General features: G+C 73.1%; 20 protein-coding genes. 13 read left to right on the forward strand and 7 right to left on the reverse strand.

The features are described from left to right. Positions 1-448: 448 nt before the first annotated feature. Complete coding sequence (locus tag BUE45_RS10940) at positions 449-1,825, forward strand: GntP family permease (protein WP_073378431.1); 1,377 nt, start codon at positions 449-451, stop codon at positions 1,823-1,825. A 14-nt stretch (positions 1,826-1,839) separates the two neighbouring features. Here the strand turns inward: BUE45_RS10940 and BUE45_RS10945 are convergent, their stop codons facing one another. Continuing rightward, a complete protein-coding gene (locus tag BUE45_RS10945; RefSeq protein ID WP_073378433.1) occupies positions 1,840-2,568 on the reverse strand; it encodes a FadR/GntR family transcriptional regulator in 729 nt (242 codons plus the stop codon). Positions 2,569-2,676: 108 nt separating this feature from the next. Between BUE45_RS10945 and BUE45_RS10950 the strand changes: the two genes are divergently transcribed. Together BUE45_RS10950 and BUE45_RS32495 are read left to right on the forward strand one after the other, a co-directional pair. Then, positions 2,677-3,186, forward strand: a complete 510-nt coding sequence (locus tag BUE45_RS10950; RefSeq protein ID WP_073378435.1) for a gluconokinase — start codon at positions 2,677-2,679, stop codon at positions 3,184-3,186. A 44-nt stretch (positions 3,187-3,230) separates the two neighbouring features. Then, the gene (locus BUE45_RS32495; RefSeq protein ID WP_178378508.1) at positions 3,231-5,246 is read left to right on the forward strand and encodes a hypothetical protein; all 2,016 of its coding nucleotides are present in this window, start codon (positions 3,231-3,233) and stop codon (positions 5,244-5,246) included. A 99-nt stretch (positions 5,247-5,345) separates the two neighbouring features. Here the strand turns inward: BUE45_RS32495 and BUE45_RS10960 are convergent, their stop codons facing one another. Then, entirely contained in the window at positions 5,346-5,726 is a 381-nt protein-coding gene (locus tag BUE45_RS10960) for a hypothetical protein (protein WP_073378902.1), read from the reverse strand. Between the two features lie 370 nt (positions 5,727-6,096). Between BUE45_RS10960 and BUE45_RS10965 the strand changes: the two genes are divergently transcribed. The 6 genes from BUE45_RS10965 to BUE45_RS10990 all read left to right on the forward strand — a co-directional run bounded on the left by BUE45_RS10965 (position 6,097) and on the right by BUE45_RS10990 (position 12,722). Continuing rightward, positions 6,097-7,767: an ABC transporter substrate-binding protein gene (locus BUE45_RS10965; protein WP_073378439.1), complete on the forward strand. Its 1,671-nt coding sequence runs from the start codon at positions 6,097-6,099 to the stop codon at positions 7,765-7,767. 273 nt (positions 7,768-8,040) lie between these two features. After that, a complete protein-coding gene (locus BUE45_RS10970; RefSeq protein WP_073378441.1) occupies positions 8,041-9,045 on the forward strand; it encodes an ABC transporter permease in 1,005 nt (334 codons plus the stop codon). Beyond that, on the forward strand, positions 9,045-10,091 hold the full coding sequence (locus BUE45_RS10975; protein ID WP_073378443.1) for an ABC transporter permease: 1,047 nt from the start codon (positions 9,045-9,047) through the stop codon (positions 10,089-10,091). The genes BUE45_RS10970 and BUE45_RS10975 overlap by 1 nt, the downstream gene beginning before the upstream one ends. A 2-nt stretch (positions 10,092-10,093) precedes the next feature. Continuing rightward, complete coding sequence (locus BUE45_RS10980; RefSeq protein ID WP_073378445.1) at positions 10,094-11,161, forward strand: ABC transporter ATP-binding protein; 1,068 nt, start codon at positions 10,094-10,096, stop codon at positions 11,159-11,161. Further along, positions 11,158-12,258 carry an ABC transporter ATP-binding protein gene (locus tag BUE45_RS10985; protein ID WP_073378447.1) on the forward strand — a complete coding sequence of 367 codons (1,101 nt, stop codon included), beginning with the start codon at positions 11,158-11,160 and terminating at the stop codon, positions 12,256-12,258. The genes BUE45_RS10980 and BUE45_RS10985 overlap by 4 nt, the downstream gene beginning before the upstream one ends. An 80-nt stretch (positions 12,259-12,338) precedes the next feature. Beyond that, on the forward strand, positions 12,339-12,722 hold the full coding sequence (locus tag BUE45_RS10990) for a thiol-disulfide oxidoreductase DCC family protein (RefSeq protein WP_073378449.1): 384 nt from the start codon (positions 12,339-12,341) through the stop codon (positions 12,720-12,722). On the opposite strand, the gene BUE45_RS10995 is transcribed toward BUE45_RS10990, so the two are convergent. From BUE45_RS10995 to BUE45_RS11005, 3 genes are all read right to left on the reverse strand, one after another. Next, positions 12,719-13,606, reverse strand: coding sequence for a 3-methyladenine DNA glycosylase (locus BUE45_RS10995; protein ID WP_073378451.1), 888 nt, complete (start codon positions 13,604-13,606; stop codon positions 12,719-12,721). The two genes, BUE45_RS10990 and BUE45_RS10995, sit on opposite strands and share 4 nt — an antisense overlap. A 19-nt stretch (positions 13,607-13,625) precedes the next feature. After that, entirely contained in the window at positions 13,626-15,392 is a 1,767-nt protein-coding gene (locus BUE45_RS11000) for a hypothetical protein (protein WP_073378454.1), read from the reverse strand. Positions 15,393-15,520: 128 nt separating this feature from the next. Further along, positions 15,521-15,946, reverse strand: coding sequence for a hypothetical protein (locus BUE45_RS11005; RefSeq protein ID WP_073378457.1), 426 nt, complete (start codon positions 15,944-15,946; stop codon positions 15,521-15,523). A 156-nt stretch (positions 15,947-16,102) separates the two neighbouring features. On the opposite strand from BUE45_RS11005, the gene BUE45_RS11010 reads away from it, so the two are divergent. Further along, positions 16,103-17,527 carry an aldehyde dehydrogenase family protein gene (locus BUE45_RS11010; RefSeq protein WP_073378460.1) on the forward strand — a complete coding sequence of 475 codons (1,425 nt, stop codon included), beginning with the start codon at positions 16,103-16,105 and terminating at the stop codon, positions 17,525-17,527. A gap of 135 nt (positions 17,528-17,662) precedes the next feature. Here BUE45_RS11010 and BUE45_RS11015 read toward each other — a convergent pair whose 3' ends face one another. Continuing rightward, the gene (locus BUE45_RS11015) at positions 17,663-18,700 is read right to left on the reverse strand and encodes a trypsin-like serine peptidase (protein ID WP_073378904.1); all 1,038 of its coding nucleotides are present in this window, start codon (positions 18,698-18,700) and stop codon (positions 17,663-17,665) included. 247 nt (positions 18,701-18,947) lie between these two features. After that, a complete protein-coding gene (locus BUE45_RS11020) occupies positions 18,948-20,591 on the reverse strand; it encodes an alpha/beta fold hydrolase (protein WP_073378463.1) in 1,644 nt (547 codons plus the stop codon). A 317-nt stretch (positions 20,592-20,908) separates the two neighbouring features. Here BUE45_RS11020 and dxr point away from each other — a divergent pair, with 317 nt between their 5' ends. The 3 genes from dxr to ispG all read left to right on the forward strand — a co-directional run bounded on the left by dxr (position 20,909) and on the right by ispG (position 25,325). Beyond that, positions 20,909-22,156 (forward strand): 1-deoxy-D-xylulose-5-phosphate reductoisomerase, encoded by a 1,248-nt coding sequence (gene dxr / locus BUE45_RS11025; RefSeq protein ID WP_073378466.1) that lies wholly within the window; start codon positions 20,909-20,911, stop codon positions 22,154-22,156. A gap of 21 nt (positions 22,157-22,177) precedes the next feature. Then, complete coding sequence (locus tag BUE45_RS11030) at positions 22,178-23,539, forward strand: M50 family metallopeptidase (RefSeq protein WP_073378468.1); 1,362 nt, start codon at positions 22,178-22,180, stop codon at positions 23,537-23,539. A gap of 625 nt (positions 23,540-24,164) precedes the next feature. Next, positions 24,165-25,325 (forward strand): flavodoxin-dependent (E)-4-hydroxy-3-methylbut-2-enyl-diphosphate synthase, encoded by a 1,161-nt coding sequence (gene ispG / locus BUE45_RS11035; RefSeq protein WP_073378469.1) that lies wholly within the window; start codon positions 24,165-24,167, stop codon positions 25,323-25,325. Positions 25,326-25,416: the final 91 nt, after the last annotated feature.

A 25,416-nucleotide genomic window follows, 5' to 3' on the forward strand; every position in this document is an offset into this window, starting at 1 on the left:
ATGTGCCGCCCTTCGTGCTTTTCCGGGCGGTGAGGAAAACCGAATAAACCCCTCGCCTAAACGGGGAGGTGAAGGATCGCTCCAGGTCAATGCGGGTGTGTTCGGGGATTCGACGTTGTGTTCGGCCGCGCCCCGGAGGGGGTGCCAAGGGGGCGGGGCGGCGGCCGGTGTCCGTGTGTTCGCAAAAGGCGACGGAGGAATTCACGTCCCCGATCCGGAGGGATCCCGGCCGCGTCGGTAGTGATGGGGGTCACTCTCGGGTCGGAAGGCCCGTGTCCGCGGGGGTGCGGGTGACGCGGGTCTCGCCGGGGTCACAGAAACCCACTCCGGTGTTCACAGATGCTCACAAATGGTATTACCATTTCGTGCACTCGGTTCAAGGCCGGGTCGAGGTCGTGCCATCCGACGACCCTGTCGCACCGTCACCCGCTCACCGGAAGGCTCCGCTGTGGAGAACTTCACCCCCGTCTACGGGACGGGTCCCCTCCTGGGGATCGCGGCCGGGGCCATCGCCCTGCTGCTGTTCCTGATCATCCGCCTGAGGCTGCACGCCTTCCTCGCGCTCGTCCTGGTCAGCCTGCTGACCGCGGTCGCCGCGGGCATCCCCGTCGGCGGCATCATGCCGACCCTCCTGGACGGGTTCGGCGGGACGCTCGCCAACGTCGCCCTGCTGGTCGGCCTCGGCGTCATGCTCGGGCGCATGCTGGAGGTCACCGGCGGCGCCGCCGTGCTGGCCTCGGCCCTGATCAGGGCGTTCGGTGAGAAGCGGGCGCCCCTGGCGCTGGGCGTCTCGTCACTGCTCTTCGGCTTCCCGCTGTTCTTCGACGTCGGCCTCATCGTCATGCTGCCGATCGTCTTCAGCGTGGCCCGCCGGGTCGGCGGCTCCGTCCTGACCTACACGCTGCCCACCGCGGGCGCCTTCGCGGTGATGCACGCCTTCGTGCCCCCGCACCCCGGCCCGGTCACCGCCGCCGTCGAGATCGGCGCCGACATGGGCCTGGTGCTCCTGATCGGCCTCCTGCTGGCCATCCCCACCTGGTACCTGTCCAGCTACCTGTTCGGCCTGTGGATCGGCAAGCGCATCGTCATCCCCGTACCCGACGACATCATGTCCGACGGCACCGTGGACCACGAGAACCCGCCGAGCCTGGGCACCGTCATCGGCCTGCTGCTCCTGCCGATGCTCCTCATCTTCGCCAACACCGGTGTGACCACCCTCGCCGCCACCGGCACCGTGCCCGAGGACGCGCTGTGGGTGCAGGTCTCCCAGCTCGTCGGCCAGACACCGATCGCCCTGCTCATCACCGTCATCGTCGCGATGCTCGCGCTCAGCCGGGGCCGGTTCACCCGCCAGGGCATGGAGACCCTGATCGGCGACTCCCTCGGCCCCGTCTGCGGCATCATCCTCATCACCGGCGCCGGCGGCATGTTCGGCATGGTCCTGCGGACCAGCGGTATCGGCGGCGCGCTCGCCGAGACCCTGGAGGCCGCCGGGCTGCCGGTCATCGTGGCCGCGTTCGTGATCGCGCTCGCCCTGCGCGTCGCCCAGGGCTCGGCCACCGTCGCCATCACCACGGCGGCCGGGCTCATCGCCCCCGCCGTGCAGGCGGCCTCCGGGCTGTCGTCGATCGACCTGGCGCTGATCGTCATCGCCATCGCCTCCGGCGCCACCGCCCTGTCGCACGTCAACGACTCCGGGTTCTGGCTGGTCGGCCGGTTCCTGGGGATGGACGTCAAGACCACCCTCAAGACCTGGACCGTGATGGAGACCCTCATCGGCTTCATCGGGTTCGGCCTGGCCTTCGGCCTGAGCCTGGTGCTGTAGGGCGCCGGCCCGGCTCAGGCGGGGACGTCGTCCTCGTCGGCCCGGGTCGGGTCGTCCTCCAGGGCCTCGACGACCTCGGTGACGATGGCGCGCATGGCGGCCTCGGCCACGTCGGGCAGGCCGTCGCGGATGGCCTGGGCCACCGCCTTGTGCAGCCGCAGCGCCTCCGGGCGCGGGTGGCGGGGCATCAGGTCGTAGGAGGTGCGCCCCACCAGGACCTCCGACACCACCTGTGCCAGGCCCATGAGCATCTCGTTCTCCGACAGCTCCAGGATGTGGCGGTGAAAGGCGATGTCCAGTTCGAGGAAGGTGTCCAGGTCGCCGGCGCGGCCGGTGCGGACCATCTCGTCGGCGACCACCACCAGGTGGGCGCGGGCCTGGGCGTCGCCGCGGACCGCCGCCAGGGCGGCGGCGCCGGGTTCGACGGCGGCGCGCAGCTCGTTGAGGGAGCGCAGCTGCTCCATGCGGCCGGAACCGGCCAGCCGCCAGCGGATCAGCTGCGGGTCGAAGATGCTCCAGTCCCGCATCGGGCGCACCCGGATCCCGGTGCGGGGCCTGCTGACCACCAGCCGCATCGACTCCAGCACCCGCACCGCCTCGCGCGCCACCGTCCGCGACACGCCGAAGTCCTCCTCCAGCCCCTGGAGGGTGAACGTGTGGCCGGTGGAGTACTCGCCCGCGGCGATGGCGGGCCCGAGGACCGCCAGCACCCGGTTGTGCAGCGTGCGGTGATCAGTGCCCATCGTTCTCCCTGTCTCGACCGGGGGTCCGGCTGAAGCCTAGCCGGACCGATTGATATCACTATTGGTGGCGGCACTTGCGGTCGTGCAGGTCCCCCACGAGGAGAAACCATGCATCTCGTCTTCATGGGCGTCTCGGGCAGCGGCAAGACCACCGTCGCCGAACGCGTGTCCCGCGCCCTCGACCTGCCCTTCGCGGAGGCCGACGTCTTCCACCCCCGCGCCAACATCGACAAGATGGCGGCGGGGGTCCCCCTGACCGACGAGGACCGCTGGCCGTGGCTGCGCGAGCTCGCCGGGTGGATCGCCGACCACGAGGCGCTGGGGGAGTCCACCGTGATGGCCTGCTCCGCGCTCAAGCGGTCGTACCGGGACCTGCTGCGGGAGGGGGCGCCGGGGGTGCGCTTCCTGCACATGCACGGCCCGGAGGAGGTCATCTGGGAGCGGCTGGCCGTCCGGCCGGACCACTTCATGCCCCCCGGGCTGCTGCGGTCCCAGCTGGAGACCCTGCAACCGCTGGACCCGGACGAGCCGGGGCGCGAGTTCGACGTGCGGCTGGACGTGGACACCCTGACGAGGGAGGCGCTGGCCTACGTGGAAAGCGCAGGGCAACCGTCCTGACCTGCCGTCTTGCGTGGGAGAGGGCGACACGGGAACCTTTTGTCATGCAAGATTCCGTTTCGTCCCCCGCAGCCTCCCCAGTGCGGCCCCCGCTGGACGTGCGGCAGACGTGTGTCCTGATGTTCGTCGCCGCTCCCGTGTTCGGTCTGCTGGGCTATCTGACCTGGTCGCTCTTCCCGGCCGACATCCCCGAGGAGGTGGTGGGCGACCTGTGGATCCTCCTGGTCGCCGCGATCCTGGCGGGTATCGCGTCCGCGGCCCTGGCGGTGCCGGTCCGCCGCGGCGACCACGCCCTGTGGCGCACGTCCCAGGCGGTCGCCCTGCTGATGCTCGGCGTCGCGCTGTACGCGCTGTTCCTGTCCTCGAAGCTGGCGGTGACGCCGCTGCTGGCGGGAGCCCTGGCGGCGGCGGTGGCGGCCATCGTCGTCAACATCGCGCTGTGGACCACCGAGGTCCGCCGCTGGTGCTCGCCCGAGCGCCCGAGGAACACCGAGAGCGCCCAGGACGTCGCCGCCCTGGCCGCGGCGGTCGCCATGCCCGCCGGTGCGGCCACCGCGACCGTGGGCGCCGCCGCCGCGACCGTGGGCGCTGCGACCGCGGGTGCCTCCGCGGCCACCACCCTCCCGGACGCCCCCGCCGAGGAGGACACCGGAGACTCCGGGGACCTCGCCACGTCCGCGCTCTTCTCGGGCCCCGCGGCCTCCGACTCCCCCGAGGCAGGGGCCGTCGCTTCCTCGGGCCCCTCCGAGCCGGCCCCCGCCGCCGAGGACGAGCCCGCGCCGGTGGCCAGCTGGTACGACCCGGCCTGGGCCGACGAGGCCGACGCGTCCTCCGAGACGGTGTCCCCGGAGCCGTCGGAGGCCGTCGCTTCCGCGGGCGTCTCCGACCCGGTCCCCGCCGCCGAGGACGAGCCCGCGCCGGTGGCCAGCTGGTACGACCCGGCCTGGGCCGACGAGGCCGACGCGTCCTCCGGGGCCGTGTCCACCGACGTCGTCGAGGCCGCCGCCGTGGTCGGCGCGGTCGGTACCGGCGCCGACGGCGAGGACACGTCCGCCGAAGCCGTCGACGCCTCCGCGCCGGAGGAGAGCGCCGGTTCCGAGGGAGCGGACGGGGCCTCCGAGGCCGCGGCCCCCGCGTCGGACGACGTTGCGTCCGTGACGTCCGGTGCCACCGTGTCGGACGGGTCCGTTGAGGGTTCTGAAGCCGCTGGGACCGGCGGGGAGGCCGTGTCCGGTGAGACCGCCGGAGCGCAGGAAGAAGCCGCGGACACCGGTGCGGGTGAGGAGAAGCCCGCCGGCGCCGCTGCTCCGGATGGGGACGGCGACCTCGCCGACACCCCCGTGTCCTCCGAGGCGGCCGAGGCCGACGAGTCCACCGGCGGTGCCGGGGCGACGACCGCCGACGCGGTCGTCGACGTGCCTGCGGCCACCGACGCGGGCACTGCTGTGTCGGACGATTCCGTTGAGGATTCCGGGGTCGCCGGGGTTGAGGTGAAGGACCCGGCCGTCGAGACGTCGGAGGCGGTCGAGCCCGCCGGCACCACGGCCGAGCCGGTCGGGGCTTCCGAGCCCACCGGTGCCGCCGAGGGCGAGGCCGAAGAGGCCACCGGTGGTGTGTCCGCGTCTGATGAGCCCGCCGGGGATTCCGCGTCCGCCGAGGGCGTCGTGTCCGATGAGGCGGCCGGGGCGACGACCGCCGACGCGGTCGTCGACGCGGGTACCGCTGTTTCGGACGAGTCCGTTGAGGCTTCCGAGGCGGATGAGCCCACTGAGGCTGTTGAGCGGCCCGGTGCCGCCGAGGGCGAGGCGGTCGAGGCCGATGAGTCCACCGGCGGTGCCGGGGCGGCCGGGGCGTCCGAGTCCAGCGAAGAGGCTGCGTCTGGTGGGACGGCCGAGGCGCAGGCCGGGCTTACCGACACCGAGACCGGCGCGGCGGCCGAGCCGGTCGGGGCTTCCGAGCCCACCGGTGCCGCCGAGGGCGAGGCGGACGAGCCCGCCGGTACCACGGCCGAGGCGCAGGACGCCGACGGGACCGGGAAGGCGCCCTCGGGCGGGAAGTAGCGACCGATCGGGGCGGGGGACCGGCGCGGCCGGTCCCCCGCCGTTCTGTACGTCCCCGGCCCCGGGGCCCGGGGACGGCGGGCGTGGTCGGGCGGCGGCTCAGTCGTCGGCGAGGGCGCTCAGGCGGGAGAGGTGGTCGCTGTCGTCGTCGCCGTGGCGGTCCACGTACGTGTCGCGGGCCTCGTCGGCGATGTCGCCGCCCTCGTCCTCGAACCCGTAGTCGACGAGGTCGTCGAGCAGGTCGATGGCGCGGTGCAGCGCGTCGTCGTCGGCCTCCTCCTCGGGGAGGTGCTGTTCGACGGCGGTGAGGAGGACGGCGCGCGCGTCGTCCACGGCGCTCTCCGAGCCCGCGGCGGCGGTCAGCCGGATCCGCGTGATGGGGTCGTCGTCTGCGGCCAGCATGAGCTGTTCCGCCAGCCAGGCACTGTCCTGGCCTTCGAGGAACGCGGTCAGCGCCGCGTCGTCAAGGGGAGTGGTCACCCGGAAGATCATAGGCCCCGCACGCCCCCGCCACGGGCACCCCGGGGAAGACCCGATATGGACATAATGGTCATTCATCCGATGACCCAATATCACGTTCCGTCATTGTTTCCCGGAGCGCACAAAAGATGAAGGCGGTGTTACCCCGCACTCCCCGTCGGGTCCCGCGCTTCACCCCGGCGACGCGGACCCCGGACTTTCGGCCCCGGTTGAACAAGGCGCCCAGCGAAACGCACCTATGGATCGCGCCACAGATCTGAAACGGTTGTATTAATACCCGGACGTCTATCTTCCCCGCTGCTATGACCCCGGTCTAGTGTCCTCTCAATCGACCCCCGGGCACAGGCGCCCACCCCCCACAGAGGTGGACATGTTCACGAAGTCTTCCAGGAAACCGCTGGCCCTGCTGGCCGCAGCGGCGTCCGTCGCGCTGTTGGCCACAGCGTGTGCGGAGAGTGAGCGGGACCCGGCAGCGGACTCCTCCGCGCCGTTCGTCTTCGCCTCCGCCGGCGACATCAAGTCCCTCGACCCGTTCCTCGCCAGCGACGGCGAGACCTTCCGCTACAGCCGCCAGGTCTACGAAACCCTCCTCGAACACGAATCCGGCGGCAGTGAGATCGTCGGCGGCCTGGCCGAGACCTGGGAGCAGTCCGAGGACGGCACGGAGTGGACCTTCAACCTCCGCGACGGCGTCCTCTTCCACGACGGCGACGAGCTGACCGCCGAGGTCGTCTGCGCCAACTTCGACCGCTGGCACAACCTCACCGGCGCCTGGCAGAGCTCCAACAACTCCTACTACTGGCAGACGATCTTCGGCGGCTTCGCCGAGAACGAGGACGAGGGCCTGCCCGACTCCCGCTACGTCTCCTGTGAGGCCACCGACGAGCTCACCGCCGTCATCACCATCTCGGAGTACTCCTCCATCTTCCCGGGCGGCTTCAGCCTCGCCGCGTTCGGCATCCTGAGCCCCACCAGCCTGGAGACCATCGCCGACGCCGAGATCACCGGCGAGGAGGGCAGCTATACGCTGCCCGACTACACCAGCGAGCCCGGCGCCGTCGCGGGCACCGGCCCGTTCACGGCCCAGGAGTGGAACCGCGACCAGGCCGAGGTCACCCTGGCGCGCTTCGACGACTACTGGGGCGACCCCGCCGGGTTCGAGACCATGATCCTGCGCGCCATCCCCGACGAGACCGCCCGCCGCCAGGCCCTGGAGGCCGGTGACATCCACGGCTACGACCTGGTTGCCCCGGCCGACGTCGAGCCCCTGGTCGAGGCCGGTTTCCAGGTCCCGACCCGCGAGGTCTTCAACGTCCTCTACCTGGCCTTCCAGCAGGAGACCAGCGAGGAGCTGGCCGACATCGAGGTGCGGCGGGCGCTGGCCCACGCGGTCGACCGCCAGCGCATCGTCGACACCATCCTCCCGGCCGGCGGCGAGGTCGCGACCCAGTTCCACCCGGACACGCTCGACGGCTGGTCGGAGGACGTCACCACCTACGACTACGACCCGGAGCTGGCCGAGGAGATGCTGGCCGACGCCGGCCAGGAGGACCTGACCCTCGACTTCTGCTACCCGACCGAGGTCACGCGCCCGTACATGCCGGCCCCGCGCGACATCTTCGACGTCATCAGCCAGGACCTGGAGAGCGTCGGCGTCACGGTCGAGCCCAAGTCCTTCGAGTGGACCGAGTACGTCCCCAACACCGACAGCGGCGAGTGCTCGCTGTACCTGCTGGGCTGGACCGGCGACTACAACGACGCCTACAACTTCCTGGGCACCTGGTTCTCCGTCAAGAACGACGCCTGGGGCATGGACGAGCCCGAGCTGTTCGACGCCATGGCCGAGGCCAGCGGCAACCCGGACCCGGAGGAGCGCAACGCCGCCTACCAGGGCCTGAACGAGCAGATCATGGACGTCCTGCCGGGCCTGCCGATCTCCAGCTCCCCGCCCTCCATCGTGTTCGCGGAGAACGTGAACCCGCCGGAGGTCAGCCCGCTCACCCAGGAGAACTTCTCGGAGGGCTCCTGGAAGGAGGACTGAGGCCCGTCGCCGGACGCTCCGCCGCGCCGCCGGTGGTCCGGCCCGGCGTCCCCGGACGCCGGGCCGGACCGGAGCGGGGCGCGGACTCCCGAAGGCACAGCCCGGCCTCCGACCGCACGGCCCCGTGATCCGGGGCCTCGGAAACCCCCCTCCCGCCCCGCGGGAGGGGGAGGGCCCGGCCGACCCGTCCCCCGGTCGGCCGGGCCCCGTCCATGTCGCCCCCGCCCCATCCCGGCGGGGGAGGTTCCACCCCACTGGCGAAAGGCGGCGAAGGTGCTGCGTTTCATCGTCAGGCGTACTCTCCAGCTGATCCCGACCCTCGGCGGTCTGTCGATCCTGTTGTTCATCTGGCTCCAACGCCTACCCGGCGGGCCGGAGTACGCCCTCCTCCCCGACGACGCGACCGAAGAGCAGCGGGCCCAGCTGCGTCGCTCCCTCGGCCTGGAGGAGCCCCTCACCGTCCAGTACGTGAGGTTCCTGCGCAACATCCTCCAAGGCGACCTGGGGACGTCCCTGCAGACCGGGCGCCCGGTCGTGGAGGAGTTCTTCACCCGGTTCCCGGCCACGTTCGAGCTGGCGCTGACCGCGATCCTCATCGCCGTCACCGTCGGCATCCCGCTCGGCTACCTGGCCGCACGCCGCCGCGGCGGCGTCCTGGACTTCGCCGCCGTCGGCGGCTCGCTCATCGGCATCTGCACGCCGGTGTTCTTCCTCGCCTTCCTGCTCAAGGTGGTCTTCGCCGAGCGCCTGGGCGTGTTCCCCTCGGCGTTCCGGCTCTCCCCGGGGCTGAACCGCACCGACCTGAGCGGGTTCGTCGTCCTGGACGGCCTGCGCACGGGGGAACTCGACGTCGTGTGGGACGCCCTGATGCACCTGGCGCTCCCGGGCCTGGCGCTCGCCTCCATCCCGCTGGCGGTCATCGTCCGCATGACCCGTGCCAGCGTCCTGGAGGTGCTCGACGAGGACTACGTGCGCACCGCCAACGCCAAGGGCCTGCAACGTCGTACGGTGCGCGGACGCCACGTGCTGCGCAACGCCATGCTGCCGGTCGTCACCGCCATCGGCCTGCTCACCGGAAGCCTGTTCGCGGGCGCGGTCCTCACCGAGAGCGTGTTCGCCTTCCCGGGAGTGGGCTCGTTCGTGTACGCGGCGACCCAGACCCGCGACTACCCGGTCCTCACCGGGTTCATCCTGCTCATCGCGACCATGTACGTGCTGATCAACCTGCTGGTGGACATCTCCTACAGCCTCCTCGACCCGAGAGTGCGGGCCCAGTGATGCCGACGACACCCAACGCGCAGAACCCCGCGGAGGACGCGCAGGACCCGGGCGCCGGCGCCCCGGAGGGCTCCGGCGGCACCTCCCTGCTGACCCGCAAGGCGGACCGGATCGACCGCCTCGCCGAGCTGATGGGCCCCCGCGACGACGGCTCCGGCGGCGCCGGGATCTGGCTCACCGCCTTCCGCCGCCTGCGCCGCAGCCCCATGGCGATCTCCGGCGCGGTGGTCGTCGCGCTGTTCGTCCTCGTGGCCCTGTTCGCGCCGCTCATCGCCCCCTACTCGGCCACCGCGCAGACCTGGGGCGGGGAGGTCTTCCCCAACCAGAACATCTTCGTCGGCCCCCGCGCCGAGAACTGGCTCGGCCTGGACAACCTCGGCCGCGACCAGTTCTCCCGCATGGTCATCGGCGCCCGCCAGACCCTCCTGGTCGGCGTTGTGGCGACCCTGGTCGGGTTCGGCGCCGGCGCGCTGCTGGGCGGCACCGCCGGTGCCGCGGCCACCCTGGGCGGGCGCTGGGGCGCGCTCATCGACAACGTCATCATGCGCGTCATCGACATGATGCTGGCGCTGCCCACCCTGCTGCTGGCGGTCACGGTGGCGGCCCTGGTCGGGCCCAGCCTCACCACGGTCATGCTCGCGGTCGGCATCGCCCAGGTGCCGATCTTCGCCCGCCTGCTGCGCGGCGCGATGATCTCCCAGGGCAACCGCGACTACGTGGTCGCCGCCCGGGCCCTGGGCGTGCGCAGGCACAAGATCGCGCTCACGCACATCCTGCCCAACTCCCTGGGACCGGTGATCGTGCAGTCCACGCTCACCCTGGCCACCGCCATCATCGACGCGGCGGCCCTGTCGTACCTGGGCCTGGGCAACCCCGACCCGTCCTTCCCGGAGTGGGGGACGATGCTCGCCGACGCGCAGCGGTTCCTCTCCAGCGCCCCCCAGCTGGCCGTCTACCCGGCCCTGGCCATCATCGTCACCGCCCTGGGCTTCACCCTGCTGGGTGAGGCGATGCGCGAGGCCCTCGACCCGAAGCTGAGGAAGTAAGCATGGGTTCCAGCACACCGCTGCTCGCGGTCGAAGAACTGTCCGTCGTGTTCGACGGGCGCGGCTCCGGCGAGGTCCGGGCCGTGGACGGGGTCTCGTTCACCCTGGAGGAGGGCAGGGTCACCGGGCTGGTGGGGGAGTCCGGCTGCGGCAAGAGCGTCACCTCGCTGGCCCTGATGGGGCTGCTCCCCCCGCGCGGGGTCAGGGTCGGGGGCTCCGCGGTGCTGCGCACCGGCGACACCGAGGCCGACCTGCTCCGGCTGTCCCCCAAGAAGATGCGCGACCTGCGCGGCTCGCAGCTGGCGATGATCTTCCAGGACCCGCTCAGCTCCCTGAACCCGGTGGTCCCCATCGGCCGCCAGGTCACCGAGATCCTCACGAGGCACCGGGGGCTGCGCGGCTCGGCGGCCGAGAAGGAGGCCGCCGACCTGCTGTACCGGGTGGGCATCCCCGACCCCAAGCGGCGCCTCAAGGAGTACCCGCACCAGCTCTCCGGCGGCATGCGCCAGCGGGCCCTCATCGCCATGGCGGTCGCCTGCCGGCCCCGGGTGATGATCGCCGACGAGCCCACCACCGCCCTGGACGTCACCATCCAGGCCCAGATCCTGGAACTGCTCAAGGACCTGGTCACCGAGGAGGGCACCGCCCTGCTCATGATCACCCACGACCTGGGCGTGGTGGCGGGCCTGTGCGACGACATCAACGTCCTGTACGCGGGCCGCGCGGTGGAGACCGCGCCGCGCGAGCCCCTGTTCGCCGACCCCACCCACCCGTACACGGTCGGCCTGCTCGGGTCGATCCCGCGGCTGGACGCCCCGCGCGGCGAGCCGCTGACCCCGATCCGCGGGTCGGTCAACGACAACATCGCCTGGAACGACGGGTGCGCGTTCGCGCCCCGCTGCGACCACTACACCCTGGACTGCCTCCAGGGGCCGCCCCGGCTGGTCCGCTCGGAGACCGGTGACGCCCACGCGCACCGCTGCGTCAACCCCGTCCGGCACGCCGACGTGGTGGACCGGGCCGTTCTGGAGAGCCCGTCCGTGGTGGGCGACGAGGAGGAGAGGGCATGAGCCTGTTGCGGATCGAGGACCTCAAGGTCCACTTCCCGATCAGACGGGGCGTCGTGTTCGACCGCACCGTCGGCCACGTGTACGCGGTGGACGGGGTCAGCCTGAGCATCGAGCGCGGCAGCACCTACGGCCTGGTGGGGGAGTCGGGCTGCGGCAAGACCACCCTGGGCCGGGCGGTGCTGCGCCTGGTCGACATCACCTCGGGGTCGGTCGTGCACGACGGCCGCGACCTGGCCACGCTGGGCGGCGAGGCGATGCGCCGGGAGCGCCGCAACCTCCAGATGGTCTTCCAGGACCCGCTGGGCAGCCTCAACCCCCGGCAGAACATCGGCTCCATCCTGATGGAGGGGCTGGAGACCCACGGGATCGGCGGGCCCTCCGACGAGGAGGCGGCGTCGATGGGCGCCAGGGAGCGCAGGGAGGCCACCCGCGCCGACCGGCGCGCGCGGGTCGTGGGCGCGCTGGAGCGCGTCGGCCTGTCCGCGAACGCGCTGGACCGCTACCCGCACGAGTTCTCCGGCGGCCAGCGCCAGCGCATCGGCATCGCCCGCGCCCTGGTGCTGGAGCCCGACCTCATCATCTGCGACGAGCCCGTCTCGGCGCTGGACGTGTCCATCCAGGCGCAGGTGCTCAACCTGCTGGAGGAGCTCCAGGAGGAGCTGGGGCTGACCTACCTGGTCATCGCCCACGACCTCGCGGTCGTCCGCCACGTCAGCGACACGGTGGGGGTGATGTACCTGGGCGCCCTGGTGGAGGAGGCGCCCAGCGACGAGCTGTACGAGACGCCGCTGCACCCCTACACCCGGGCCCTGATGTCCGCGGTGCCGGTTCCCGATCCCACGGTGGAGGACACCCGGGAGCGCATCCTCCTGGCGGGGGACCTGCCCTCCCCGGCGAACCCGCCGGCCGGCTGCCGGTTCCACACCCGCTGCCCCTGGCGGCAGGAGGACCGGTGCGACACCGAGCGCCCGGAGCTGCGGCCCGTCGGCGGTGCGGGGCACCGGGTGGCCTGCCACCACGCGGAGAGGATCCTCTCGGGGGAGATCCCGCCGAGCGAGGAGCGCGCCGAGCGCATCGTGCACGGGGCCGCCGGCTGACCCCGGGGGGCGGCGGGCGGGGAGAGCGCGCCCGCCGCCCCCCGCTCGTGGCCGCGGAGCGGCGGGGGCATGATGGGGGTATGAGCACGGGCAGCCCGGCGGGCACGTTCCTGTACGACGACGACTGCGGCTTCTGCAAGCGGATGGTCGCGGTGGCGCGGGACCGGCTGGGCGCGCGCACGGCGTTCGCCGCCTGGCAGGACACCGACCTCGCCGCCCTCGGCCTCACACCCGAACAGACCTCCGAAGCGGCCTGGGTGGTCCACGCCGACGGCCGGCGCCTGCGCGGCGGCGACGCCGTCGCCGAGGTGCTGCTGCACTCCCGGCCCGCGCTGCGCCCCCTGGGCCGCCTCATGCGGCTGCCGCTGCTGCGCTCGGCCAACCGCGTCGCCTACGGGTGGGTGGCCGCGCACCGCCACCGCCTGCCCGGCGGCACCGCCTCCTGCGCCCTGCCCCGCGGCTAGGCGGCCGCGTCGCGCAGCGTCCGGCACGCGTCCAGCAGCCGCGCGCGCAGTACCGCCCCGCGCTCGGCGAACCCCTCCTGGGCGTCCTTGTACTCGGCCTTGCCCTCGGCCGTCTCGATCCGCACCGGAGCGTAGCCCCGGTCCGCGAGGTCGTACGGTGAGGCCCGCATGTCCAGCTCCCGGATGTCCCGGGACAGCTCGAAGCAGTCCGCCACCAGCTCCGAGGGCACCGCCGGGGACAGCTTGTACGCCCACTTGTACAGGTCCATGTTGGCGTGCAGGCAGCCCGGCTGGTCCAGTTCGACCTGCGTCTCCCGGGTGGGCCGCAGCGTGTTGAGCGGCCTGGCCTCGTCGGTGAAGAACCGGAACGCGTCGAAGTGGGAGCACCGGACGCGGTGCGACTCCACCACCCGGTCGGTCCCCTCGTGCCCCAGCCGCAGCGGCACCCCGCCGTGCCGGACCTCCCGGGTGCGGTACACCATCGCCCACTCGTGCAGCCCGAAGCACCCCAGGTGCGCCGGGCGGTCCGCGACCGCCGACAGCAGCCGCTCCACGAACCCGACCACCGGCCGCGCCTCCAGGAACGCCGCCGCGTCCAGGCCCACGCCCAGCGGGGTCCGGACCGCGAACCGGTCCGCCAGCCGCTCCCGCGCGCCCTCGCCGGCCAGCACGGTGCCCGCCCCGGGGTCCCAGCGCCGCAGCCGCGCGGGCTTGAGGTTGTAGTAGGTGAACAGGAAGTCCTCCACCGGGTGGCTCTCGCCCGCCCGGCGGCGCCTCAGGTGGCCGGCGGTCAGCGCGTCCACCCGCTCCTCGTGGCGGCGGGCGCGCCCGCGCCACTCGTCCTCGGCCAGGACCCGTACGGCCCGGGTGCTCGTTCCCCTCACGGCCCCAGGGTACGCGCGGTCAGTTCGACTGCTGCACCGGCAGGTGCCGTCCCAGGTACCCGATGTACACCCGGTTGGTGGTCCCGGGCCCCAGGTCGGGGTAGAAGTACAGCCGCGGGCAGATCCCGTACTCGATGTCGAGCTTGATGTGCGCGTACATCGGCACCCGCCCGGCCGGGTGGACGTCCTCCGGCACCCGGAAGAACCGCTTCTCGTTGAGCTTGCCCCGGTTGCGCACGTGGTCCGACTCCTGCGAGGCCAGCCGCTTGACCGGGATCACCCGGTACCCGTCGGGGTTCTCCTTCAGGTAGGAGTGGAAACCCAGCCCCCGGTCGGGGTTGTCGAACTGGTAGCGGGCGTAGTCGTTCAGGGCGAGCAGGGCCTCCCAGGCCCGGGTCACCCACAGCGTCTCCTTGCGGCTGTCGGACAGCTCGTAGACCGTCTGGTCCTCGATGGTGAAGAACAGGTGCGGCAGCGCGGTGTCGTCGGTGATCCGCTCCAGCAGCTCGGACACGCTGTACGGGGGGCGCCGGGACGGGTCGCGCGGCGCGGGGGCGGCGGACAGCTGGAACAGCCCGGACTCGCGGGCCTGCTCGCGCAGCCACCGCACCTCGTAGCGGGCGGCGCGCAGCCGTCCGCGCTCCTCCTCCAGCTCCTCGGCCAGGTCCGCGCTCTCGGCGAGCAGCTGGCGGCGCTCCTCGGACAGCTCACCGATCCGCTCGCCCTGCCGGGTGACCTCCTCCCGCAGGCGCTGCACCTGGACCTCCAGGGCCTTGGCCTCCTGGACGGCGGCCAGGTCCGCGGCCGGGGCGGGATCGGCCGCCGGATGCGCCCCCGCGGCGGGGACGCCGGGGGAGGCGCCCGTCGCGGGGGAGGGGGTGCGGCGCAGGTCGTCGGTCTCCTCGGCCAGGAGGGCGTCCACCGCGGGCAGGGGCCCGGGCAGGGCCACCTCCAGCGCGTTCTCCCGTACCCGCCGGGACAGCGCCGCCCCCACCCAGTTGCGGATGCGCTCTCCGTCACGCGCGGTGTCCAGTGTGGTCGGGCTCATCCGCGGGTGCCGGGAGGGGTCCCCCTCCATCCCGGGTAAGAAGGTCCGCACCCCGCCCGAGGGGATGTCCATACCGGCGGGCAGCAGGTCGACGATCCGCTCCTGGGCGGCGGAGTCCAGCACGTACACCGAGCACATGCCGGTGCACCGCGACAGGGCGGCGGCCATGGAGGTGCGCCAGTCCGCGACGGTGACGTCGCCGGGCGCGCCGGTCGCCAGCACCGCCAGCCGCCGCTCGGGGTCGCGGATCGCGGACACCAGCACGTCCATCAGGGAGTCGTCGCGGCCCCGCACGATCACCGGTGCCGAGGGCACCCGGTGGCGGCCGTCGTGCGCGGGCAGGGCGTCCAGCAGCATCCGCGCGGCCTCGGGCGGCATGATGTCGAGCCGGGGCTGCTCGGAGGCGCCCGCCGTGTCCACGGTCATGTCCAGCCACAGGTACCGCCACGGCGCCAGCTCCGGGTCCACCACGACCGTGACGACGGTCCGCCACACCCCGTCCGGCTTGTCGGACTCGGTGGTCAGCCGGAGGAAGGACAGGCCCTCGTCGGGGTTGTCGTGCCGCACCACGAGAGCCCGGGAGCGGTTGCTCAGCTCATAGCGGCCGGAGGCCGTGAAGTCCACGCGCGCTCCCGAGTTGCCCCGTTTGCTCAGCCACCGGGACAGCACGGCCGACGCGGCGGCGATGGGGTCCTGGTCCTCCGGGACCGCGATGAGCGTGCGGTAGACAAGCGGCAATGGGCACTCCCGGGCTTCCGTCGGCGGCGGCGGACCCGAGGACCCGGACCGGACACGACGGCGGGGCCCTCACCACCACTGTGTACGAAAGAACCCTCCGGTGCCAGTCGGGAGACCGGAGGGGATCTTCACGTGGTCGCGTCGCCCAGGGTGTACCCGTCCTCGGTCCAGGGAATCTCGACCTCCTCGGCGTGGACGTGCCACCGGGCGTCGGGCAGGGCGCGCCGCATCAGGGTGAGGGCGTCCAGGTAGTGGCGCAGCTGGGCGAGGAGGGGCTCGCCCCCGCAGGCGGCCGGGGGCATCTTGCTGGACCCGGCCAGCACCTGCCCGGCGGAGAGGTGGTCGTCGGCGTAGAGGTACAGCCCCTCGAAGACCTCCGCCGGGGACCGGTACTCCCGCGGTACCTCGCCCGAGGCGTGCCAGACCGGGAAGAGCTCCAGGGCCTCCTCCCGCAGGGAGTCCTCGCCCGCGCTCGCCAGGCGCTCGACGGCCGCGCGCTCGTCCGCGGTCAGCGGGGTGCCGCGCTCGGCGCTGTAGTAGAGGGATACGCCCATGGGAGGGCCTTTCGTCGGGGCGCGGGTGCGCGCGTCGTGCCGTACGGCACGACCTTAGAAGACCGCGCCGACATGCTCCATCGCGGCCAATCGGCGGTGCCCGCCTGGCAATTCTGGACAAGGCGCGGACGGGGCCCCGGCACTAGCGTCCCTTGCATGTCCACGCACCCGTTCTGGCTGGCCGGCACCGCCGCGACCGGCGACAGCGAAATCACCGTCGTCAACCCCTACACCGGCGGGGTCGCGGGCCGCGTCTCCGTGCCCACCGCCGACCAGGTCGAGCAGGCCGTGGCCGCCGCGCGGTCCGCGGCCGCCGGGTCCGCGGCGCTCCCCGCGCACGCCAGGGCCGCCGCCCTCGACCACATCTCCCGCCGCATCGGCGAGCGCGCCGAGGAGATCGCCCTGACCATCACCGCCGAGAGCGGCAAGCCGGTCAAGTGGTCCCGGGTCGAGGCCGCCCGCGCCGTGTCCGTGTTCCGCTGGGCCGCCGAGGAGGCGCGCCGCGACAGCGGCGAGCTCCAGCGCCTGGACACCGACCCCGGCGGCACCGGCCGGATGGCCCTGGTCCGCAGGGTCCCGCGCGGCCCGGTGCTCGGCATCTCGCCCTTCAACTTCCCGCTGAACCTGGTCGCCCACAAGATCGCCCCGGCGATCGCCGTCGGCGCCCCCATCATCCTCAAGCCGGCGCCGGCCACCCCGATGACCGCGCTGCTGCTGGGCGAGATCATCGCCGAGACCGACCTGCCCGCCGGCGCGGTGTCGGTGCTGCCGATGCCCGACGACCTGGCCGGGCGCCTCATCGAGGACGACCGGCTGCCGGTCGTCTCGTTCACCGGCGGCGCGTTCGGCTGGGAGATCCAGAAGCGCGCCCCGCACAAGCACGTCACCCTGGAGCTGGGCGGCAACGCCGCGGCCGTGGTGCTCGACGACGCCGACCTGGAGTGGGCGGCCGAGCGCGTGGCCCTGTTCGGCAACAACCAGGCCGGCCAGGTCTGCATCGGCGTGCAGCGGGTCGTCGTCACCGACGCCGTGTACGACGCGTTCGTGTCGCGCCTGGTCGAACGGGTGGAGGCGCTGGGCACCGGCGACCCCGCCGACGAGAAGACCGACGTGGGACCGCTGGTGAACGAGGCCGCGGCCGTCCGTGTCCAGGAGTGGGTCCGGGAGGCCGCCGCGGGCGGAGCCGAGCTGCTCACCGGCGGCGTCCGCGACGGCGTCACCATGGCCCCGACGGTGGTCGCGGGCGCTCCGGCCGACAGCCGGCTGATGCGCGAGGAGGTGTTCGGCCCGGTGCTGGTGCTCCAGCGGGTCGCCGACACCGACGCCGCCTTCGCCGCGGTCAACGACAGCGACTTCGGCCTCCAGGCGGGCGTGTTCACCCGCGACCTGCCGACCGCGTTCCGCGCGCACCGGGAGTTGGAGGTGGGCGGTGTGATCATCGGCGACGTGCCGACGTTCCGCGCGGACCAGATGCCCTACGGCGGGGTGAAGGGCTCGGGCGTGGGCCGCGAGGGCGTGCGCGCGGCCATGACCGACCTGACCTGCGAGCGGGTCCTGGTGCTCACCGGCATCAGCCTGTGAGCCGTTCCTGACGGGCTCCCGCCGGCACCGGCCGGCGGGCCGGCCCCGGCGGCTCCCGCCCCGCGTGGGGCGGGGCGGGCACCGCCGCGGTCACCGCGCCGGGCCGCCCCGGGCGGTCCGGCGCACCGGCGCGGGCTACAGCCCGGAGGCGTGGTCGTACAGCTTGCGGGCCTCGGCGCCGAACCGCGGTCCGAACTGCGTCCGCCGGTCGTCGGCGTACTTGAAGCTCACCACCGAGGACACGGTGCCCACCCCGGTCGCGGGATCGAACCCGGTCAGCCACGGGCCGCCGCTGGAGCCCTGCGTCATCCCGCAGCGCATCCCGTTGGCCGTGGTCCCGCCGGTGTCCGCCCGGGTGGCGCCCGAACAGTAGTGCAGTTCGCGGCCGTTGTACGGGGACGCCGCCGGGTAGCCGAACGAGTACACCTGCACGCCCTCGCGCACCCGGGTGTCGGTCCAGGTGTCGAAGGAGATCCGCTGGGCGCCCACCTCGTTCTGCACCGACCTGCCGCCGTCGGTGTTGAGCACCGCGACCGCCAGGTCGAAGCTGTCGTCGGCCCGCTTGGACCACTCCGGCGACACCAGGAGGTCGCGGGCGGTGTAGCGGCCGTAGGGCGAGGAGCCGTCGCTGAAGGCGGGCACGAAGGTCCAGTTGCGCGCCCAGGAGCCGGTGCCGTCCTTGGCGCAGTGCCCGGCGGTGACGACGGTGCTCCGGTTGGGGGAGTCCACCACCGACGCCGAGCAGGTGAAGTCGCGCCCGTCCATGGTCAGGAACACCTTGCCGGTGGTGCGCACGACGCGCCCCCCGGCGGTCCACCTCTCCCCGGTGCTGTCGTCGCGCGGGGCCGCCTGGTGCTCGGGCTCGGGGCGCGGGATCACGTCCGCGGCCCCGGGCAGGGTCTGGGCGAGCAGTTCGCTGATGGGCAGCGCGGCGGCCATGCGCTCGGGGGTCCAGTAGGACAGCACGGCCCGGTGCTGCGCCTCGGAGACCGCCGCGCTCTGGCGTACCACTCCGTCGGCCTCGTCGAGGACGGCGTGCGCCTCGTGGAGGCGTTCGGGTACGGTCCCGGCCTGGGCGGGTTCGAGGGACCGGTCGGCGTGGACGAGGCCGCCGACGGCCAGGGCCGCCGCGGCGAGGGCGGCCAGGAGTTTGTGCGCGGTGGACGAGGTCATGGACCGCATTTTTGCACACATGAAGTAATCACATGACTACTTTGAGTTTGTGTCCGCGGTTTTTCGGGGACGCGGCGGCGACCGCCTCCGGTGCGGGGGCGCATCGGAGGCGGTCACGGCGGTCGCGCCGCCCCGCCAGGGCCGCGGCGCGACCGGCCGATCGCTTCGACCGGGTTCCGGCCTTGCGTCCGGCGGGGTTTGCGACGGTACCGATTCGGTCGCACGGCCCCGCCGGAGCGGACCGGGGTCAGGCGAAGGGGATGGTCACCCGCGTGGGCTCGGCCTCCGGCGAGGTGAACGTCACCCGGTTCCCGATCGTGCTCTCCGAGCGGTACCGCAGGTCGCGGGTGTCCACCACGACGGCCAGCCGGTGTCCGGCGGGCACGTCCCACACCACCGGCGCCAGCTCCGTGGTCACGGTCACCGGTGCGCCCGGGACCGCGTCGCGCAGCGTGTGGGGGGCGTGGGAGAGCAGCGCCCCCCGGCCGTTGGAGTCGATGGCGTACAGGTACACGAACACCGACTGCTCCCGCGCGGTGGGGGTCAGCGTGAACGTCGCCTCCGGCGCGCCCGCCACCCGGGCGCCGTCCGGGTAGGCGGGGCTCGTCCAGACCCCCGCCCGGTAGCGGTCCACGGTGGGCAGCAGTACGCCCGTGGGCACGTCGAAGAACTGCTGGAGGGCGCCGCTCAGCAGCACGGTCCCGCTCTCGGCGGTCGTGCCGATCCCGGTGCGCACGCCGTGGCTCCACCCGGTGTCGGGCTCGGCGCCCATCGCGCCGCTGCTCTGCCAGCGGGTCCAGTCCGTGCCGGGCCTGCCCAGGTGGAAGGTCTGCTCGCCGCCGGTCACCGACTCCCAGTCGGGGTGCGAGGACCAGGCCCCGCGCCCGTTGTTGGGCTTGACCATGACCGGGTCGGCGGCCCCCACTCCGTTGTCCTCGCCCTTGAGGTGGTGGTCGAACCAGTCGCCGACCCCCTCCCAGACCTCGTCGGGCAGCCCGGCCGCGCCGAACAGCTCCTGGGTGGCGTGGTCGCCGGGGGCGAGCATGAGCCGCTTGGGGCCGGACAGCTCGCCGTAGAAGTCGGTGATGTGGCCGACCGGGAACATGCCGTCGTTCCAGCCGTGGGCCATCATCACGGCGGTGCCGTTGGCGTTGATCCGGTCCACCTTGGTGGCCGCCGACCGGTCGGGGGCCATGTCCAGGGCGGGGCCGATGTCGCCGCGGCGGTAGGCGCGCTCCACGTTCTGGAGGGTCTCGCCCTTGCGGCCGGTCAGCGCGGCCGCGCCCAGCAGCAGCTCGGCGGACTGCACGTCGACGGTCCCGCCGGGGTACAGGGACTCCTGGAGGTCGGCCCAGCCGCTGAGCGAGGCCACCGCCCTGATCCGGTCGTCCTCGGCGGCGGTGAGCAGGCTGATGCCGCCGCCGTAGGAGATCCCTGCCATGCCGATGCGCCCGGGGTCGGCGTCGGTGTTCTCCAGCGCCCAGTCGATCACCGCGCTCGCGTCGGCCCGGTCCTGCGGACCGGCGACCTCGATCCGGCCGCCGGAGTCCCAGAAGCCGCGGGAGGAGTAGGTGACGACCTGGTAGCCGGACTCCTGGGCGAGCCGGGCGCCCGCGCCGACGTAGAGCAGGTGCGGGGTGCCCCAGGCGGACGGCATGACCAGCAGCGGGTGCGGGCCCTCGGTGCCGGTGGGGGTGATGACCTTGGCCCTGATCGCGGTGCCGTCGTGGCTCGTGATGGTCGTGTAGCGGATCTGGGAGCCGACCGCTGCTGCGGCCGGCGCGGGGGAGAGCAGGACCGCGGCGAGCACCGCCGCCACCAGGCCGGCCAGCAGCCGGACGGGGGCGGGGCGCGGGCGCGGGGGAGCGGAACGCGGGGTCTGGGAACGCATGGGTCGGGAACCTCGGGGAGCAGGGGACGGGAGGTTTCCGATGGGTCGTCGCGCCACCGAGGACCATCGGGGGAGGGCCGGATCCGGGCCGGCCGGTGCGCGGGGGTGCCGCGGGGCGGGGGTGGGGGACGGGGGTGAGGGGGATCGTAAGTGACCGTGAGGTAACTTACTCACCGGTTAAGTTAGGACAGCGGGCGTCGGATGTAAAGACCCCGTGAACCCGCTGCTCCGCCGGTCCGCCGGGAGGACCCCCGCCTTTCCCCTCCCGTTGTCCACAGGCCCCGGCGGCGGTGCGCCGCGTGCGCGACAATGGGGGCGTGCGACAAGAACAGCAGCGATCCGTAGTCCTCCTCGGCTCCACCGGCTCGATCGGCACCCAGGCCCTGGACATCGTCCACCGCAACCCCGGGCGCTTCCGCGTCGCCGGACTGGCCGCCGGGGGCGGCCGGGTGGACCTGCTCGCCAAGCAGGCCGCCGCGTTCGGCGTCCCGCGGGTGGCCGTGGCGGACCCCGCCCGCGCCGACGAGCTGCGGCGGGCCCTGGCCGGGCACGGCTGCGGAGCCACCGTCCTCGCCGGCCCCGAGGGGGTGGCCGAACTCGCCGCCGACCCCTGCGACGTCGTCCTCAACGGCATCACCGGGGCCCTGGGCCTGGAGTCCACGCTCGCCGCGCTGCGCGCCGGGAGCACCCTGGCCCTGGCCAACAAGGAGTCCCTCATCATCGGCGGGCCGCTGGTCCGCGCGCTGGCCCGCCCCGGCCAGATCGTCCCCGTCGACTCCGAGCACTTCGCCATCGCCCAGTGCTTCCCCCACCTGCCCGGCCCCGAGCTGCGCAGCCTCGCCCAGGGGCACGTCACCGCCCGCCGCGACGAGGTGCGCCGCCTGGTCGTCACCGCCAGCGGCGGCCCCTTCCGCGGCCGCCGCCGGGAGGAGCTGGAGCGCGTCACCCCGGCCGAGGCGCTCGACCACCCCACCTGGAGCATGGGGCCGGTCATCACCGTCAACTCGGCGACCCTGGTCAACAAGGGCCTGGAGGTCATCGAGGCCAACCTGCTGTTCGACATCCCCTTCGACCGCATCGACGTGGTCGTCCACCCGCAGTCGATCGTCCACTCGATGGTCGAGTACGTGGACGGCTCCACCATCGCCAAGGCCAGCCCGCCCAGCATGATGATCCCCATCGCCTACGGCATGAGCGCCCCCGACCGGGTCGCCGACGCCGCGCCCGGCATGGACTGGACCCGGGCCCAGACCTGGACCTTCGAGCCGCTGGACCACGAGGCCTTCCCCGCCGTCCGGCTCGCCTGCGAGGTCGGCGAGGCGGGCGGCACCGCCCCGGCCGTGTACAACGCCGCCAACGAGGAGGCCGTCGCCGCGTTCCTCGCCGGAAACCTCGCGTTCCCGTCGATCCTGGACACCGTCGCGAGGGTAGTCTCGGAGCATCAGCGAACGGAGCGCCCCGGTGCAGCGTCCCACCGACCAGGGGACCTCACCCTCGACGACGTGTACGCCGCTGACGGATGGGCCCGTACCCGAGCGCGCGAACTGGTCGCACGCCGGGCCTGACACCGGTGTAGGGAGAGATGCATGGTCCTGCTGCTGACCGTGGTCGGGATCGTCCTGTTCGTTCTGGGGCTGCTGTTCTCGATCGCCTGGCACGAACTGGGACACCTCGGCACCGCCAAGATGTTCGGCATCAAGTGCACCGAGTACATGGTCGGGTTCGGCAGGACCCTCTGGTCGTTCCGCAGGGGCGAGACCGAGTACGGGGTCAAGGCCGTGCCGCTGGGCGGCTACGTCCGCATGGTCGGCATGATGCCGCCCGCGCGGCGCACCGACGACGACGGCGGCCGCAGGCTCTCCCGCTGGCGCGCGATGGCCGAGGACGCCCGCGAGGCCTCCTACGTGGAACTCGACCCCGAGGACCAGGACCGGCAGTTCTACCAGCGCGCGCCCTGGAAGCGCCTCATCGTCATGTTCGCCGGGCCCGGCATGAACGTCATCCTGGCGGCCATCCTGCTCGCGGTGCTCTTCATGGGCATCGGCGTCCCGCAGCAGACCACCCAGATCGGTGTGGTCAACGAGTGCGTGGTCTCCGCCGAGGTCCAGGACGAGGTCGACTCCTGCGAGGGCCGGCCGCCCACCCCGGCCAACGAGGCGGGGCTGCGCGCGGGCGACGTCATCGTCGAGGTCGACGGGCGGGCCACCCCGGAGTGGAACGACGCCAACCAGCTCATCCGCGACTCCCTCGGGCCCACCGAGTTCGTGGTGGAGCGCGACGGCGAGCGGATCCCGCTGACCGTCGACATCATCGAGAACGAGCTCCCGGCCCGCACCGCCGAGGGCGACTTCATCTACGAGACCGACGCCGACGGCGACGAGGTCACCGACTCCGAGGGCTTCCCGGTCTACCGGATGGAGACCGTCGGGTTCCTGGGGATCATGTTCGCCACCGAGCGCGCCCCGCTCACCTTCGCCGAGTCGGCGGGGGAGATGGGCTCGATGATGGTGGGCGTGGCCGAGGCGCTCATCGCCCTGCCGTCCAAGATCCCCGGGGTGTTCGGCGCCGCGTTCCTGGGCGAGGAGCGCACCGCGGACTCCCCGGTGGGCATCGTGGGCATCTCCCGCATCGGCGGCGAGATCATGGCCCAGGGCCTGCCCATCGCCGACACCGCCTCGATCATGATCCAGATCCTGGCCGGTGTGAACCTCTTCCTGTTCGCCTTCAACATGCTGCCGATCCTGCCGCTGGACGGCGGGCACATGGCGGGCGCCCTCTGGGAGTGGATCAAGCGCGGCTGGGCCAAGCTCACCCGCAGGCCGGCCCCGGCGCCGGTCGACGTGGCCATGCTGACACCGGTCGCCTACATCGTGGTGGCGTGTTTCCTGGTGTTCAGCGTGGTCCTGCTCATCGCCGACCTGTTCAACCCGGTCCGCCTGTTCGGCTGACCGCTCGCGGCGGTCCCGAGGGCCGGGGCCGCCGCGGGGCCCGTCGGCGTGCCCGGGAGCGGGGCCGCCCGGTCGGCTCCCGCGCGCCTGCGCGGCCCCGGACGCGCGTTGCCCGGGGGTGAGGACCCGGCGGTTCGGATCCGCGCGCCTGCGCGGTCCCGGCGGGTCCGCCGCCGCGGGGGCCTCCCCGTGCCGCCGCGGGGCCGGGGGCCACGGCGTGCCCCGCGGCCCGGACGACCCCCCGCCCGCGTCCGTTCCGCCCCGGGGCCGGGCGCGGCGCGTTCCGAGGGCCTCCCGCCCCGCCCCCCGTCCGTCTTGCGCCGGACGCTCCGCGGACGTTCGCCGGACACCCGGCGTCCGCCCGGTTCTCGAACGGCTGTTCCGGCCGGTGGGCCGCGGCGCCGCCCGGTCCGGTCCGGCCCTCCCCGGTGGTGCGGGACACCCTCCGAGGTGCGGGTAATCTGGGTTCGCGATCCGGGAACGGCGGCAGGTTCAGCACGGCCGCCCCGCACAGGCGTCGATTTCCGGTCGTGGCTCCGCGCAGCGCGCCGGGCGTCTTCTCTGTGAATCGGACGAAATTCCAAGTGCCGCCCCTCCCTCCGGCGGCAGACGAGGTGAATCAAGCGTGACGACCGTCGATCTCGGTATCCCCGCCACCCCGCCGCGCCCGCTGGCGACCCGGCGCAAGACCCGGCAGATCATGGTCGGCAACGTCCCCGTGGGCGGGGACGCGCCGGTGTCCGTGCAGTCCATGACCACCACCCGTACCTCCGACATCAACGCGACGCTCCAGCAGATCGCCGAGCTGACCGCCTCGGGCTGCCAGATCGTCCGTGTGGCGGTGCCCACCAACGACGACGCCGACGCGCTGCCGATCATCGCGAAGAAGTCGCAGATCCCGGTGATCGCCGACATCCACTTCCAGCCCAAGTACGTCTTCCAGGCGATCGACGCGGGCTGCGCCGCGGTGCGCGTCAACCCGGGCAACATCAAGAAGTTCGACGACAAGGTCGCCGAGATCGCCAAGGCCGCGGGCGACGCCCGCGTGCCCATCCGCATCGGCGTCAACGCCGGGTCGCTGGACAAGCGCCTACTCGCCAAGTACGGCAAGGCCACCCCGGAGGCCCTGGTGGAGTCGGCGCTGTGGGAGTGCTCGCTGTTCGAGGAGCACGGCTTCCGCGACATCAAGATCTCCGTCAAGCACAACGACCCGGTCGTCATGGTCAACGCCTACCGGCAGCTGGCCTCCGCCTGCGACTACCCGCTGCACCTGGGCGTGACCGAGGCCGGCCCCGCCTTCCAGGGCACCATCAAGTCGGCGGTCGCGTTCGGGGCCCTGCTGTCCGAGGGCATCGGCGACACCATCCGCGTCTCCCTGTCGGCGCCCCCGGCGGAGGAGGTCAAGGTCGGCGCCCAGATCCTGGAGTCCCTGGGCCTGCGCGAGCGCGGCCTGGAGATCGTGTCCTGCCCGAGCTGCGGCCGCGCCCAGGTGGACGTGTACACGCTGGCGGAGGAGGTCACCGCAGGGCTGGAGGGCATGGAGGTGCCGCTGCGCGTGGCCGTCATGGGCTGCGTCGTCAACGGCCCGGGCGAGGCCCGCGAGGCGGACCTGGGCGTGGCCTCCGGCAACGGCAAGGGCCAGATCTTCGTCAAGGGCGAGGTCATCAAGACCGTGCCCGAGTCCAAGATCGTGGAGACCCTCATCGAGGAGGCCATGCGCATCGCCGAGGAGATGGGCGAGGCCGGGGCCGAGTCGGGTACGCCGACGGTCGCGGTGGCGGGCTGACCCTGTGTTTCCGACGGCCGTGCCCCTGACCGGGGCGCGGCCGTTCGCCGCTTCACCGGCCCCGCGGGCGTTGCGGCGGGGCCCGGGGGTG

The sequence above is a fragment of the Nocardiopsis flavescens genome (assembly GCF_900141985.1).
Classification (GTDB): Bacteria; Actinomycetota; Actinomycetes; order Streptosporangiales; family Streptosporangiaceae; genus Nocardiopsis; species Nocardiopsis flavescens.

Excerpts from the sequence above, each read along its gene's own strand:
- BUE45_RS10945 (WP_073378433.1), bottom strand. The coding sequence starts at position 2,568 with ATGGGCACTGATCACCGCACGCTGCACAACCGGGTGCTGGCGGTCCTC.
- BUE45_RS10950 (WP_073378435.1), top strand. The coding sequence starts at position 2,677 with ATGCATCTCGTCTTCATGGGCGTCTCGGGCAGCGGCAAGACCACCGTC.
- BUE45_RS32495 (WP_178378508.1), top strand. The coding sequence starts at position 3,231 with ATGCAAGATTCCGTTTCGTCCCCCGCAGCCTCCCCAGTGCGGCCCCCG.
- BUE45_RS10965 (WP_073378439.1), top strand. The coding sequence starts at position 6,097 with ATGTTCACGAAGTCTTCCAGGAAACCGCTGGCCCTGCTGGCCGCAGCG.
- BUE45_RS10975 (WP_073378443.1), top strand. The coding sequence starts at position 9,045 with ATGCCGACGACACCCAACGCGCAGAACCCCGCGGAGGACGCGCAGGAC.
- BUE45_RS10980 (WP_073378445.1), top strand. The coding sequence starts at position 10,094 with ATGGGTTCCAGCACACCGCTGCTCGCGGTCGAAGAACTGTCCGTCGTG.
- BUE45_RS10985 (WP_073378447.1), top strand. The coding sequence starts at position 11,158 with ATGAGCCTGTTGCGGATCGAGGACCTCAAGGTCCACTTCCCGATCAGA.
- BUE45_RS10990 (WP_073378449.1), top strand. The coding sequence starts at position 12,339 with ATGAGCACGGGCAGCCCGGCGGGCACGTTCCTGTACGACGACGACTGC.
- BUE45_RS11005 (WP_073378457.1), bottom strand. The coding sequence starts at position 15,946 with ATGGGCGTATCCCTCTACTACAGCGCCGAGCGCGGCACCCCGCTGACC.
- BUE45_RS11010 (WP_073378460.1), top strand. The coding sequence starts at position 16,103 with ATGTCCACGCACCCGTTCTGGCTGGCCGGCACCGCCGCGACCGGCGAC.
- BUE45_RS11015 (WP_073378904.1), bottom strand. The coding sequence starts at position 18,700 with ATGACCTCGTCCACCGCGCACAAACTCCTGGCCGCCCTCGCCGCGGCG.
- BUE45_RS11020 (WP_073378463.1), bottom strand. The coding sequence starts at position 20,591 with ATGCGTTCCCAGACCCCGCGTTCCGCTCCCCCGCGCCCGCGCCCCGCC.
- BUE45_RS11030 (WP_073378468.1), top strand. The coding sequence starts at position 22,178 with ATGGTCCTGCTGCTGACCGTGGTCGGGATCGTCCTGTTCGTTCTGGGG.